The sequence below is a fragment of the Streptomyces sp. NBC_00370 genome (genome assembly GCF_036084755.1).
Lineage (GTDB): Bacteria > Actinomycetota > Actinomycetes > Streptomycetales > Streptomycetaceae > Streptomyces.
In genome coordinates, this window is the sequence record NZ_CP107968.1 from 7,611,511 (window position 1) to 7,625,615 (window position 14,105).

Annotated in this window: 11 protein-coding genes; 10 read left to right on the plus strand and 1 reads right to left on the minus strand. The window is 72.0% G+C overall.

From position 1 onward, the window contains the following. Positions 1-180: 180 nt before the first annotated feature. The 5 genes from OHS57_RS33750 (at position 181) to OHS57_RS33770 (ending at position 5,962) form a co-directional block, all read left to right on the plus strand. Positions 181-921 carry a beta-phosphoglucomutase family hydrolase gene (locus tag OHS57_RS33750; RefSeq protein ID WP_041994018.1) on the plus strand — a complete coding sequence of 247 codons (741 nt, stop codon included), beginning with the start codon at positions 181-183 and terminating at the stop codon, positions 919-921. Further along, on the plus strand, positions 918-3,290 hold the full coding sequence (locus OHS57_RS33755; RefSeq protein ID WP_328584378.1) for a glycoside hydrolase family 65 protein: 2,373 nt from the start codon (positions 918-920) through the stop codon (positions 3,288-3,290). The genes OHS57_RS33750 and OHS57_RS33755 overlap by 4 nt, the downstream gene beginning before the upstream one ends. A gap of 88 nt (positions 3,291-3,378) precedes the next feature. Then, on the plus strand, positions 3,379-4,065 hold the full coding sequence (locus tag OHS57_RS33760; protein ID WP_328584379.1) for a TetR/AcrR family transcriptional regulator: 687 nt from the start codon (positions 3,379-3,381) through the stop codon (positions 4,063-4,065). Between the two features lie 33 nt (positions 4,066-4,098). Further along, complete coding sequence (locus OHS57_RS33765; protein WP_328584380.1) at positions 4,099-5,232, plus strand: FAD-dependent oxidoreductase; 1,134 nt, start codon at positions 4,099-4,101, stop codon at positions 5,230-5,232. Between the two features lie 10 nt (positions 5,233-5,242). After that, complete coding sequence (locus tag OHS57_RS33770; protein ID WP_328584381.1) at positions 5,243-5,962, plus strand: leucine-rich repeat domain-containing protein; 720 nt, start codon at positions 5,243-5,245, stop codon at positions 5,960-5,962. Positions 5,963-5,988: 26 nt separating this feature from the next. Here OHS57_RS33770 and OHS57_RS33775 read toward each other — a convergent pair whose 3' ends face one another. Further along, positions 5,989-6,960, minus strand: a complete 972-nt coding sequence (locus tag OHS57_RS33775) for an acetylxylan esterase (protein ID WP_328584382.1) — start codon at positions 6,958-6,960, stop codon at positions 5,989-5,991. Between the two features lie 183 nt (positions 6,961-7,143). On the opposite strand from OHS57_RS33775, the gene OHS57_RS33780 reads away from it, so the two are divergent. From OHS57_RS33780 to OHS57_RS33800, 5 genes are all read left to right on the plus strand, one after another. Then, positions 7,144-8,244: a LacI family DNA-binding transcriptional regulator gene (locus OHS57_RS33780; protein WP_328584383.1), complete on the plus strand. Its 1,101-nt coding sequence runs from the start codon at positions 7,144-7,146 to the stop codon at positions 8,242-8,244. Between the two features lie 69 nt (positions 8,245-8,313). Then, entirely contained in the window at positions 8,314-9,924 is a 1,611-nt protein-coding gene (locus OHS57_RS33785; RefSeq protein WP_328584384.1) for an FAD-dependent oxidoreductase, read from the plus strand. A 108-nt stretch (positions 9,925-10,032) separates the two neighbouring features. Further along, positions 10,033-12,162 carry a hydantoinase/oxoprolinase family protein gene (locus OHS57_RS33790; protein WP_328584385.1) on the plus strand — a complete coding sequence of 710 codons (2,130 nt, stop codon included), beginning with the start codon at positions 10,033-10,035 and terminating at the stop codon, positions 12,160-12,162. Further along, on the plus strand, positions 12,159-12,791 hold the full coding sequence (locus tag OHS57_RS33795) for a hypothetical protein (protein WP_328584386.1): 633 nt from the start codon (positions 12,159-12,161) through the stop codon (positions 12,789-12,791). Before OHS57_RS33790 ends, OHS57_RS33795 begins: the two co-directional genes overlap by 4 nt. Before the next feature lie 4 nt (positions 12,792-12,795). Then, positions 12,796-14,082 carry a TRAP transporter large permease subunit gene (locus OHS57_RS33800; RefSeq protein ID WP_041994047.1) on the plus strand — a complete coding sequence of 429 codons (1,287 nt, stop codon included), beginning with the start codon at positions 12,796-12,798 and terminating at the stop codon, positions 14,080-14,082. The last annotated feature ends 23 nt before the right edge of the window (positions 14,083-14,105 follow it).

Genomic DNA, 14,105 nt, shown 5'->3' on the forward strand with positions numbered 1-14,105 from the left:
TTGGCCACGGCGGACGGAAAGAGTCGGAAGGCCGTCGCCGGGCAACCGTTACAGGACGATCACACTGCACGTGGTCCGTACCCGTCGTCGCCCGCCCGGGCGGGGCTGACGGGCCGGGCCACCTGGCCCGGCCTACGATGACCGGACCAGCAGTGTCCCGCCCCTGGGAAGGTGCCCTGCATGACGAAGCTCGGTTTGCCGAACGAGATCGAAGCGTGTCTCTTCGACCTCGACGGTGTGATCACCAAGACGGCCGTCGTGCACGCGGCCGCCTGGAAGGAGATGTTCGACGAGTTCCTGCGCCGGCGCGACGGGGACGGCTTCCGTCCGTTCGACAAGGGCGCGGACTACGACGAATACGTGGACGGCAAACCGCGCGCCGACGGGGTGCGCGCCTTCCTGGCCTCGCGCGACATCGAACTGCCCGAGGGACAGCCCGACGACGGCTCCGACCAGGAGACCGTGCACGGCCTCGGCAACCGCAAGAACGACCTGCTGCTCGCGAAGATCCGCAAGGACGGGGTCGAGGCGTACGACGGCACGCTGCGCTACGTCAAGGCCGCCCGCGCGAGCGGCCTGAAGACCGCGGTCGTCTCCTCCAGCGCGAACTGCCAGGACATCCTGCGCTCCATCGGCGCCGAGGCGCTGTTCGAGGTCAGGATCGACGGCGTCGTCGCCACCGAGCGCGGGCTGCCGGGCAAGCCGCGCCCCGACACGTTCCTGGCGGCGGCGAAGGACCTCGGTGTGACGGCAGCCGCCTCGGCGGTGTTCGAGGACGCCCTCGCGGGCATGGACGCCGGCCGGGCGGGCCACTTCGGGTACGTGGTCGGCGTCGACCGGGTGGGCCAGGCCGACGCCCTGCGCAGCCACGGCGCGGACATCGTCGTCAAGGACCTCGCCGAGCTGGAGTCGCAGGGATGATCACGCACACCTCGTACGCCGTCGAGCCGTGGGCCCTGCGCGAGACGGGCCTCAACCTGGACGTCCTGCCGCAGAGCGAGTCCGTCTTCGCCCTCTCCAACGGGCACGTCGGCTGGCGCGGCAATCTCGACGAGGGGGAGCCGCACGGGCTGCCAGGCTCGTATCTCAACGGGGTCCACGAACTGCACCCGCTGCCGTACGCGGAGGCCGGATACGGCTATCCCGAGTCCGGCCAGACGGTCATCAACGTCACCAATGGCAAGATCATCCGGCTGCTCGTCAACGACGAGCCGTTCGACCTGCGCTACGGCAGGCTCATCAGCCACGAGCGCGTGCTCGACCTGCGCGGCGGTGTGCTGCGCCGCACCGTCGAGTGGGCCTCGCCGGCCGGCTGTGTCGTACGGGTGCGTTCCACCCGGCTCGTCTCCTTCAGCCAGCGCGCCATCGCCGCCGTCGCCTACGAGGTCGAGGCGGTCGACTCGCAGGTGCGGATCGTCATCCAGTCGGAACTCGTCGCCAACGAACAGCTCCCGCACACCGCCGGCGACCCGCGCACCGCCGTGGCCCTCGAATCGTCGCTCGACGCCGAGGAGGACCTGGCGGACGGCAACCGGCTGCGGCTGGTCCACCTCACGCGCAAGAGCGGGCTGCGGGTCGCCGCCGCGGCCGACCATGTCGTGGAAGGGCCCGCGCCGACCCGTACCAGCAGCGAGAGCGGCGACGACGTCAGCCGGCTCACCGTCACCTCCGTACTGGAGGCGGGGCAGAAGCTGCGGATGGAGAAGCTGGTCTCCTACGGCTGGTCGAGCATCCGCTCGCTGCCCGCTGTGCGGGACCAGGTCGACGCGGCGCTCGCCGGCGCCTTCAGCACCGGCTGGCAGGGGCTCGTCGACGAACAGCGCGCCTATCTGGACGACTTCTGGGAGCGGGCCGACGTCGAGGTCGACGGCGACGAGGAGATCCAGCAGGCCGTACGGTTCGCCCTGTTCCACGTCCTCCAGGCCGGCGCGCGCGCCGAGCAGCGCGCCATCCCGGCGAAGGGGCTGACCGGGTCGGGCTACGACGGCCACTCCTTCTGGGACACCGAGACCTTCGTGCTGCCGCTGCTCACCTACACCGCGCCGAGCGCGGTCGCCGAAGCGCTGCGCTGGCGGCAGAGCACCCTGCCGGCCGCCCGGGACCGGGCGGATCAACTCGGCCTCAAGGGCGCCGCGTTCCCCTGGCGGACCATCGAGGGCTCGGAGTGCTCCGCCTACTGGCCGGCCGGCGCGGCCGCCTTCCATGTGAACGCCGACATCGCCGACGCCGCCATCCGCTATGTGGCGGCGACAGGTGACGAGGGGTTCGAGCGCGAATGCGCCGTCGAACTGCTGGTGGAGACGGCTCGGTTGTGGCGCTCGCTCGGCCATCACGACCCGCACGGCGCCTTCCACATCGACGGCGTGACCGGCCCCGACGAGTACAGCGCCATCGCCGACGACAACGCATACACCAACCTGATGGCCCGGGCGAACCTGCTGGCCGCTGCCGACGTGGTGGAGCGGCATCCGCACAAGGCAGCCGAGTTGGGGGCGGACGCCGAGGAGAGCGCCGCCTGGCGGGACGCGGCCGAAGCGATGCACGTCCCGTACAACGCGGAGCTGGGGGTGCACGAGCAGGCCGCCGGATACACCGGCCACCAGTACTGGGACTTCGCGGCCATGCGCCCCGAGGACTATCCGCTGATGCTGCACTTCCCCTACTTCGACCTCTACCGCAAGCAGGTGGTCAAGCAGGCCGACCTGGTGCTGGCGATGTACAAGTGCAGTGAGTTCTTCACCGAGGAGCACAAGGCCCGTAACTTCGCCTACTACGAGCCGATCACCGTACGGGACTCGTCGCTCTCGGCCTGCAGCCAGGCGGTCATCGCTGCCGAGGTCGGCCATCTGCACCTGGCCTACGACTACTTGGTCGAGGCCGCGCTGATGGACCTGGAGGATCTGGAGAGCAACACCCGGGACGGACTGCACATCGCGTCCCTCGCCGGTACCTGGATGGCGCTGGTCGCCGGCTTCGGCGGGATGCGGCACACCGGCGACTCGCTGGCGTTCACCCCGCGGCTGCCCGAGCGGTTCAGCAGGCTGGCGTTCACGATGGAGCTGCTGGGGCGGCGGCTGAAGGTGGAGATCAAGAGCGACGCCGCCACGTACACGCTGGTGTCGGGGGCGCCGATGAAGATCTCCCACCACGGCGAGACGCTCACCGTCTCGGGCGAGGCGCCGGAGACCCGGCACATCGCGCACGCCCCCTCCCGCCCGGCCCCCGACCAGCCGCCGGGGCGCAGGCCGGACCACAGGGAGCACCGGGAGGACCGGCAGCACAACAGCTGAGCGAGGAGTCCGGAGGGACGTCTGAGGTGAGAACGAACATGTTCGCTACGAACTTGTTCGCAGCGAACATGTTCGTTATGGTCGAGGTATGACAGCAGACGCCGACGTACCCCGAAGCCGCCGGGAGCGGCCCGCGAAACCGGCCCTGACCCGGGCCGGGATCGTCGCGGCAGCCGTCGAACTGATGCGGGCCGAAGGTCTGGAACGGGTCACCATGCGCCGGCTGGCGCAGCAGCTCGACACCGGACCCGCCTCGCTCTACGTGTACGTCCGCAACACCGCGGAACTGCACGCGGCCGTACTCGACGAACTGCTCGGCGCCGTCGAGCTGGCCCCCGCGGGGGCGGGCGACTGGCGCGACCGGCTCGTACGCGTCCTCACGTCGTACGTGGACGTGCTGTTCGCGCATCCCGCCCTCGCCAGGTCGGCCCTGGTCGCCCGGCCCTCGGGTGCCCACTACCTCGATCTGGTCGAGGCGCTGCTCGCGTTGCTGGCCGAGGGCGGTGTACCACGGCGGGAGGCGGCCTGGGCGCTCGACCTGCTGCTCCAGCACGCGACGGCCACCGCCGCCGAGCAGGCCACCCGAGGCCAGGACACCGAGGCCCAGGACGACTGGGACGCGCTGACCGCCGCGGTGCGGGGCGCCGCCGACGAGCGGCATCCGCAGGTCGCCACGCACGGCGACGAGCTGCTGTCCGGGACCCCCCAGCAGCGTCTGAGCTGGGGCTTTCACGTCCTCATCGGCGGCATCCTCGCCACCCCGGCCCCCGAATAGGGCCGGCCCCACCCGCACTTCCAAGGAGCAGCCATGTCCACTCACCACCCCGTCACCGTTGTCGGCGCTGGACTCGGCGGCCTCAGCCTCGCCCGCGTCCTGCACGTCCACGGGATCGAGGCCGCCGTGTACGACCTCGACCCCTCACCGACCGCCCGCGACCAGGGCGGCATGCTCGACCTGCACGAGGACTCCGCGCAGGTCGCCCTGCGGGCCGCCGGGCTCTACGACGAGTTCCGTGCCGCCGTGCACCCCGGCGGCGAGGCGATGCGCATCGTCGACAAGAACGGCACCGTCCGGCTCCAGGACGACACCGAGGACGGCGGCCGCCCCGAGGTCAACCGCAACGACCTGCGCCGCATCCTGCTGGACTCGCTCCCCGAAGGGACGATCCGCTGGGGCGCCAAGGTCACCGGCGCCCGCCCGCTGGGCGGCGGCCGGCACGAGGTGACCCTCGCCGACGGCGCCACCTTCACCACCGACCTGCTGGTGGGCGCCGACGGCGCCTGGTCCAGGATCCGCCCGCTGGTCTCGGCCGCCGTGCCCGGGTACTCCGGTGTCTCCTTCGTCGAGGCGGACCTCCACGACGCGGCGACCCGGCACCGCGCGAGCGCCGAACTCGCGGGCAGCGGAATGATGTTCGCGCTCGCCGACGAGAAGGGATTCCTCACCCATGTGGAGAACGACGGCTCCCTGCACGCCTACATCGCCGTCAAGGCCCCGATCGGCCTGCTCGACAGCATCGACTTCACCGACGCCGGCACCGCCAAGAAGACACTCCTCCAGCACTTCGACGGCTGGGACGAGCGGCTGCGCGCCCTGATCGGCGACGCCGACGGCGCGCTCGTACCCCGGCCCGTGCACGCCCTGCCCGTGGGGCACCGGTGGGAGCGCACACCCGGCGTGACCCTGCTCGGCGACGCCGCGCATCTGATGTCGCCCTTCGCGGGCGAGGGCGCGAACCTCGCCATGCTCGACGGCGCCGAGCTGGCCGCCGCGATCGTCGGCCACCCCGGCGACACGGAGGCCGCTCTCACCGCGTACGAGCAGGCGCTGTTCCCGCGCAGCGAGCGTTCCGCCGGCGAGTCGTCCGACAGCCTGGACCTGTGCTTCGGCCCCGACGCGACGGAGCGGCTCATCGACCAGATGACCGCGCACACCCGGTAGGTTGCCCGCCATGGCGACCACACTCAACCTCTGGCGGCACCACCTGGGGGAGGTGCCGCGGTCGCTGTGGCACGACACCGGACTGCGGGTGCTGATCCTCGCCGACAACCAGCTGACGGAGGTCCCCGCCGGCATCGCGCGACTGCGCGAGCTGCGCACCCTCGACCTGGGACACAACGAACTCACCTCGGTGCCGGACGCGTTGGGCGACCTCCCGGCCCTCACCGACTACCTGTATCTGCACGCCAACCGGCTCACCGAACTCCCCGCCTCCCTGGGCCGGCTCGCCGCGCTGCGCTACCTCAACATCGGTGAGAACCGCATCGGCACACTCCCCGACACCATCGGGGACCTCGCCGCACTGGTCGAACTGCGCGCCCAGCACAACCGGTTGACGACGCTGCCCGACAGCGTCGGCCGGCTCCACCGGCTCCGCGAACTGTGGCTCCGTGGCAACGCCATCGACCGGCTGCCCGACTCCGTCGCCGGACTCACCGAGCTGCGCCACCTCGATCTGCGCGAGAACGCCCTGCCGCAGGTGCCCCGACCGCTCGCCGGGCTGCCGCTGTTGCGCGGGCTCGACCTGCGGGCCAACCGGCTCAGCCGGCTGCCGGAGTGGCTGGACCGGCTGCCCGCCCTGGAGAAACTGGACCTGCGCTGGAACGACCTGGAGCCCCAGCCGCGGCTCGACGAGGCGCTGGCGCGGCGCGGGTGTGTCGTGCTCCGCTGAGCCGTCCGGGACCAAGCCGGCTGCCGTCAGGAATTCAACAGGTGCGGCAGCCACTTCAGTTGGCTTGCCTGCTGGTACGGCCCGCCGCCCTCGTGGTCGTTGAAGTCGTAGATCTCGATCGCCTTGTCGCCGCTCGCGTACGCGTTGAAGGCCGCGAAGACCGTGGACGGCGGGCAGGTCTGGTCCTCCAGGGCCACCGAGAAGAGCGCGGGAGCCCGCCCGCGCGCGGCGAAGTGCACCCCGTCGAAGTAGCTGAGCGTACGGGCGACGTGTTCCGTACGGCCCCGGAAGGTCTTGAGGTATCTGCCCACCTCGCGGTACGGCTCGCGGTCGGTGAGCGTGGTCGCCCGGGGGAAGTCGCAGAGGAACGGTACGTCGGGGGCGATCGCCAGCAGATCGGGCACCAGACCCCCGACGGCGAGGGTGATTCCGCCGCCCTGGCTGGCCCCGGCGGCGGCGGTCCGCGAGGCGTCCACCAGCGGATGCGAACGGGCCGCCTCGACGGCGCGCACCGCGTCGGCGAACACCCGGCGGTAGTAGAAACCACGCGGATCGTCGATGCCCCGGGTGAGATAGCCGGGCACGGCCGACGCGCTGCCCACCGGGTCGGGGGTGTCGCCGCCGCCCCAGCTCGCGCCCTGTCCACGGGTGTCCATCACGAAGTGCGCGAAGCCGGCCGACGCCCAGAGCAGATGGGTGTGCGGCAGGCCGCGGCCGCCGCCGTACCCGACGAACTCCACGACGGCGGGCAGGGGTTCGCTCGTCCCGGCAGGCAGCACCAGCCAGCCCTTGACGGGATGCCCGCCGAACCCGGCGAAGGTCACGTCGAACACGTCCACCGTGGTCAGCGCCGTGGCGACCGGCTCGAACCGGGCGGCGAGGTCATGGCCGCGGGTCTCGGCGAGGGTGTCCGCCCAGAACCGGTCGAAGTCCGCAGGTTCGCGGGACGCGCTGCGGTACTCGCGGAGACCGTCGAGGGGCAGGTCGAAGAGGGCCATGGCAGGACCGCCTTGATCGTCGGGGCAAAGGTCACACCGTACGGCGCGATACGGCAGTGGCAGAAGGGCCGCGACGCGAGTTGCGAATAAGTCTGCCGAGCCTCTTGACGCGGACGGCCGGTAGGCCCACAGTACTCGTTAATGCGCATTACTAATGCGCATTAGTAACTCTGAGGAGCGACGGTGGACGAACCCAGGAAGCGGTCCCGGCCAGGTCGGGCAGCCGCGCCGGCGGGACGTACGTCACGCCCGCGCCAGGCGGAGGTCGCCCGGCTCGCCGGTGTCTCGCAGGCCACGGTCTCGCTGGTGCTCGGCGGCAAGAAGCAGGGCGCCGTGATCTCCGAGGACACCCGGCGGAAGGTGCTCGAAGCGGCCCGCAGCCTGGGCTACGTCCCCGACCCGGCCGCCAGGCGGCTCGCCGCGGCCCGCAACGACCTGCTGGGGGTCTTCAGCTTCACCGCCACGTTCCCCACCGATGTGCAGCACTCGTACTACCCCTTCCTGGTCGGTGTCGAGCAGGAGGCCGCCGCACGCGGCTACGACCTGGTCCTGTTCACCGGCTCCAGCTCCGGCGGCGCGGGCGCCGCGGGGCCCGACGCGCTGAGCCGGGTCCGGCTCGCCGACGGCTGTGTCTTCCTCGGCCGGCACGCCCCGGCGGAGGAGCTGCGCAGGCTGGTCAGCGACGGCTTCCCGGTGGTCCACGTCGGCCGCAGGGACGAGCTGGAGGGGCTGGCCTGGGTCGGCGCCGACTACGTCAGCGCCAGCCATGAGGTCGTCACCCGCCTCGCCGCGCTGGGCCACCGGCGGATCGTGCTCGTACGGGAGGACGACGAGGCGCCCGCCTCCACCGACCGTGAACACGGCTTCCTGAAAGGGCTGGAGGAGGCGGGACTGCCGGCGGGACCCGAGGCCGTCTTCCGCTCGGCCGCCCCCGAACAGGACCTCAGCGCCGAGCGGCTGCGCGGCTGGCTCGACGACGGGGTGACCGCCTTCGTCGCCGAGGAGACCGACACCGGCGGCGCCTGGCGCGCGCTGCACGCAGCCGCCGCTGCCGCCGGTCTCGACTGCCCGAGGGACGCCTCACTCGCCGTACTCGGCAACCCGCCGCCCGACCTCGCGGCCGAACCGGTGCCCACCGGATTCGACGTCCCGCGCCCCCAGCTCGGCGCGGCGGCGGTACGCATGCTCGCCGCGCTCGTGGCCGGTGAGGAAGCCGCCGAACCCCTGGTCCCCTGCGCCTTCAGACCGGGCGCCAGCACGGGCCCGCCCCCCGGGCACGGCTGACCCCCGCGCCCGGCCGTACACCAACCGCACACGAACCGCACAGCACCACTCAGCACCACAAGGAGACTCGTGACACCCGAACCGGACATTCTCATCGTCGGTGGCGGACTCGGCGGCGTGGCAGCGGCACTCGCCGCGTGCCGCGCCGGACGCAGCGTCGTACTGACCGAGGAGACCGACTGGATCGGTGGCCAGCTCACCTCACAGGCCGTCCCCCCGGACGAACACCCCTGGGTCGAGCAGTTCGGCACCACCGCCTCGTACCGTCAGCTGCGCGAGTCCATCAGGACGTACTACCGCCAGTGGTACCCGCTGCGCTCGGAGGCGCTCGCCCTCACCGACCTCAACCCGGGCGCCGGGCGGGTCAGCAAGCTCTGCGGCGAGCCGCGCGTCGCTCTCGCCGTGCTTGAGGCGATGCTCGCGCCGCACCTCGCCTCGGGCCGGCTCACGCTGCTCACCGAATACCGTCCCGTCGCCGCCGAGGCCGAGGACGACACCGTACGGTCCGTCACCGTCGAGAGCCTGCGCGACGGCGCGCGGCGGACCGTCACCGCGCGGTACGTGATCGACGCGACCGAGACCGGCGAGCTGCTGGAGCTGGCCGGGGTCGAGTACGCCGTCGGGGCCGAGTCGCGCGACGAGTTCGGCGAGCCGCACGCCCCGGAGACCGCCGACCCGCTCAACCAGCAGGGCATCACGGTCTGCTTCGCCCTCTCGCACCACGAGGGCGAGGACCACACGATCGACAAGCCCGCCGACTACGACTTCTGGCGCTCCTACCGGCCCGACTTCTGGCCGGGGCCGCTGCTCGGCTTCCTCGCGCCCGACCCGCGCACCCTGGAGGCCGTGCCGCGCACCTTCGTACCCAATCCGGAGCTCGACCCGCTGGACGTCTCCGCCGACCAGTCGGCGGACGCGGGCGACAAGGAGCTGTTCGGCTTCCGCCGGGTGCTGGCCCGCAAGCTGCACCGTCCCGGCGCCTTCGACTCCGACATCACCCTCGTCAACTGGCCGCTCAACGACTACTGGCTCAAGCCGCTGATCGGCGCGGGCGAGGAGACGACGGCGCAGGCCGTCGCCGAGGCCAGGCAGCTCTCGCTGTCCGTCCTGTACTGGCTGCAGACCGAGGCGCCGCGCGCCGACGGCGGCGCCGGATTCCCCGGCCTCAGGCTGCGGCCCGATGTCATGGGCACCGCCGACGGTCTCGCCAAGGCGCCGTACATCCGCGAGTCGCGGCGGATCAAGGCCGTCACCACCATCACCGAGCACGACGTCGCGATCGACCTGGTCGGCCCGCACGGCGGCACGAAGTACCGCGACTCGGTCGGCGTCGGCGGCTACCGCATCGATCTGCACCCGTCCACCGGAGGTGACAACTACATCGACATCGGCTCCGTGCCGTTCGAGATCCCGCTCGGCGCGCTCGTGCCGCGCCGGGTCCGCAACCTGCTCCCCGCGGGCAAGAACATCGGCACCACCCACATCACCAACGGCTGCTACCGGCTCCACCCGGTGGAATGGAACATCGGCGAGGTCGCCGGTGCCCTGGCCGCGCACTGCCTCACCGAAGGTGTGGAACCCCGTCAGGTGCAGTCCGAGGACAAGCGGTTCGACGAGTTCGCCGCCCTCCTCGACCGCTCGGGGGTCCAGCGCCACTGGCCCGACGTACGCGGCTACTGACAACCCGCGCACCCACGGCGGTACCGGCCGGACGGGAGCAGCTCCACCTGCCCCGCCCGGCCCACCGCCCGCGTACCCGCCAACACAGCACAAGGAGGTGCCCAGACCATGACCACCCACCGCATCCGCGTCGGCATCGACGTGGGCGGAACCTTCACCGACGCCGTGGCCGTAGACGCCGCGACCCTGGAACTACTGGGGCAGGTGAAGGTTCCCACCAGCCACCACCACGAGGACGGGGTCGCCCACGGCATCGTGGAAGCGCTCGACCGGCTGCTGGAGCAGACCGGAAACGCCCCCGAGGACGTCGCCTTCCTGGCCCACGGCACCACCCAGGCTACCAACGCCCTGCTGGAGGGCGACGTCGCCACCGTCGGACTCATCGGCATCGGCACGGGACCGGGCGCGGCGCTCACCCGCCGGCTCGCGGCCTTCCGCAAGCTCGAACTCACCCCGGGCAAGCACCTGCCGCTCGCCTACGCGCACGTCGGTGACCCCGACGACGCGGCCGAAGTCGGCCGCGCCGTCGACGAGGTGGTCAGGGAGGGCGCCGAAGTCCTCGTCGCCAGCCAGCCGTTCAGCGTCGACAGGCCCGAGGGCGAGGAGGCCGTGCTCGCCGCCGCCTCGGGCCGGGGGCTGCCGATGACGGCCGCGCACCAGATCACCTCGCTGTACGGGCTGCAGAAGCGCACCCGTACCGCCGTGGTCAACGCGGCGATCCTGCCCCGGATGCTGGCCACGGCCGATCTGGTCGACGCCTCCATCACCAAGGCGGGCGTGACGGCGCCGCTGATGGTGATGCGCTGCGACGGCGGTGTGATGTCCCTGGACGAGATGCGGCGCAGGCCGCTGCTCACGGTGCTGTCCGGGCCCGCCGCAGGCGTGGCCGGCGCGCTGATGCAGGAGCGGATCAGCGAGGGGCTGTTCCTGGAGACCGGCGGCACGTCCACCGACATCAGCGTCGTACGGCGCGGCAAGGTGGCCGTCCGGCACGCGACGATCCTCGGCAAGACCTCGTACCTGTCGGCCCTCGACGTCCGGACCGTCGGCGTCGGCGGCGGGTCGATGGTGCGGGTCGACGGCGGCAAGGTCACCGCCGTGGGGCCGCGCAGCGCGCACATCGCCGGCCTGCCGTACGCCTGTTACGCGACGGCGGACGAACTGCGCGACGCGAAGCTCGCCACCGTCAGCCCGATGGCGGACGACCCCGCCGACTACGCGGTCCTCGACGCGGCCGGCGGCCGGTACGCGATCACCATGACCTGCGCGGCCAACGCGCTCGGCCGGGTCCCCGAGGGCGACTTCGCCCGCTGTGACCAGGACGTGGCGAAGGCCGCGCTGGCCCCGCTCGCCGCCGCCCTCGGCGTCGACGTCGCCACGGCGGCGGCCCAGGTGCTCGACGCGGGCACGGAGCAGGTGAAGACCGTGGTGGACGCGATGATCAGCGACTACCGCCTCGACAAGGACACCGCGGTGCTGGTCGGCGGGGGAGGGGGCGCGGCATCCGTGACCCCGCATCTGGCCGCCGTCTCCGGGTACGAAGGCAGGATCGCCCGGCACAACGAGGTCATCAGCCCCATCGGGGTCGCCCTCGCGCTGGTCCGTGAGCAGATCGAGCGGATCATCCCCGGCGCTGGACAGGAGCAGATCCTGGCCGTACGGGCGGAGGCCGAACAGGCCGTCATCGCGCAGGGCGCGGCGGCCGACGGCGTCGAGGTGGAGGTCACGGTCGACCCGCAGACCAACACCGTGCGCGCCGTCGCCACCGGCGCGACCGAACTGCGCACCCAGGACCGCTCCCACCGCGCCGACGACGAGGAGCGGCTGCGCGCGGCCGCCGCCAGTCTGAAGGCCGACCCGGCGGACGTCAGGGTGCTGGCAGGCACCCCGTCGCACACCGTGTACGGCACCGAGGTGCACCGCCGGTTCCGCGCGACCCGCCATCCGGTACGGGTCGTCGACGCCGACGGCGTCGTCAGGCTGCACGCGCCCGACGCGCGCGTCGAGACCACCACCGTCGGCTCCGCCGCCCAGGTGCTCGCCTCGCTCGTCGACGAGTCCACCTCGTACGGCGACGGCGGCGTACGCGCCCCGGCGCTGCGGCTGCTGATCGGCTCGCGCATCGCCGACCTGTCGGGGGTCCTCGACCCGCAGCCGCTGCTCGCCCTGGCCCGCAGCGAACTGCGCGCACGCGCCGCCGACGAGCCGGTCGTCGCCGTGGTGGAGGCGAGGACATGACCGCCACCCGCACCGACCTGGACAGCCTGGGAAAGCTGCGCGGGCTCGCCGATCTGGCCGACGTCGAGTTCGGCGTACAACTGCTCGCCGGCACCCCCACGCACGAAGGGCGCGACCCGGAGCTGCTGCGCCGATGGGCGTACGCCGCGGCCGAGTTCGGCGCCTCGCTCGCCCCCGTACCGTGCACCGCGCGCGTCGTGGAGAGCGAAGGCGGCCTGGAGATCGGCCTGTTGGCGCGCTACACCTCACGGCCCGAGACGGTCGAGCTGTACACCGACACGATCGGGGCGGCCGAGGACCTGGCCGAGCGGCTGGGCTGGCGCGACTGGTACCCCCGCGGCTCCGTCAGGGCAGCGGCGCTCGCGCACGAAGCCGTCCACGAACACCTCCACCACGGACCCGCCAAGACGGCGCTGCGGCGCGCGCTCGGCCATGTCGTCCTGCGCCTCGGCAGCCGCCGGGTGTACGGGCATGTCGCGGGAGCCGACGAGATCGCCGCCCACGCCTACGCCGCCAAGGTCTGCGGTCTCGGCCGCAGCCCGCTGCTGCTGACGGCGGCCCTCGCCGAGTCGGCGGCGCCGCCGCCGGCCACCCCGCACGGAAGCTCACCGCACGGAAGAGAGAAGTAACGCCATGGGCGTCGTCATTCTGCTGATCATGGCGGCCGGAGTCGCCGCGATGCTCAGCCGCAAACTCCCCACGGCCTTCGCGCTCGTCATCCTGGCCGTCGTCATCGCCTTCGTCTCCGGCGCACCGCTGACCGGCAAGAACAGTGTGCTGGAGACCGTGCTCCAGGAAGGCGCACCGGCGCTCGCCGCCACCATGATCGCCATCCTGCTGGGCTCCTGGCTCGGCAAGCTCCTCGACGAGACCGGCATCGCGGGCACGCTCGTGCGCAAGATCGTCGAGTTCGGCGGGGACCGGCCCGTCGTGGTCGCCCTCGGTGTGCTCGCCGTCTCCACGCTGGTGGGTACGGTCACCGGATCGGCGCCTGCCGCGATGCTCGCGGGCATCATCGGAATCCCGGCGATGATAGCGGTGGGGATTCCCAAGGTGACCGCCGCGGGCACGATCCTGATGGGGATCGCCGCCGGTATGCCCTTCGAGCTGCCGGTCTGGCAGTTCTTCTCCAGCGCGCTCGAGCTGTCCGTGCCCACCGTGCGCGGCTTCATGATCAAGCTGTTCCCGTTCGCGCTGTTCGCCGCGATCCTCTTCGTGCTGATCGAGACCCGCCGCAAGGGAGTCGAGCACGCCTGGGCGCTCAAGTCCGTGTCCGCCAAGCCGGCCCCGGTCTCCCGGCGCAAGCAACTCGGCGACGCGCCCTGGTACGCGCTGCTCACTCCGGTCGTGCCGCTGGTGCTCGCCCTCGCCCTCGACGTCCCCATCATCCCCGCGCTGCTGGCCGGTGTGCTGTACGCGCTGTTCACCACCACCCGGCCGCGCGACATGAACAAGCGGCTGCTGCGCACCCTCTACGCGGGCTTCGAGGTGGCGGCGGCGCCGATCGCGCTGTTCGTCGCCATCGGCATCCTGCTGGCCGCGGTGAAACTGCCGGGGGCCGTGGACGCGCTGGAACCGCTCGTCAAGGCCGTCAGCCCGCAGAACGCGGTGCTGTTCGTGCTGGTCTTCACCGTCCTCGTACCGCTGTGCCTCTACCGGGGCCCGCTGAACGTGTACGGCCTCGGCGCCGGTATCGCCGGTGTCCTCATCGCGGCGGGCGTCTACCCCGCGGTCGCCGTGCTCGGCCTGACCACCTCGTACAACCAGGTGTTCGGCGTCGCCGACCCGACCAGTACCCAGACGGTGTGGGCCGCCCAGTACGCGGGCGTCACACCACAGAAGGTGATGGCACGCACGCTTCCGTACGTGTGGTTCGTCGCCCTCGGCGGCTTCAGTGTCACCGCCGCCCTGTACCTCTGACCTCTCCCGGCACCTCTGACAGT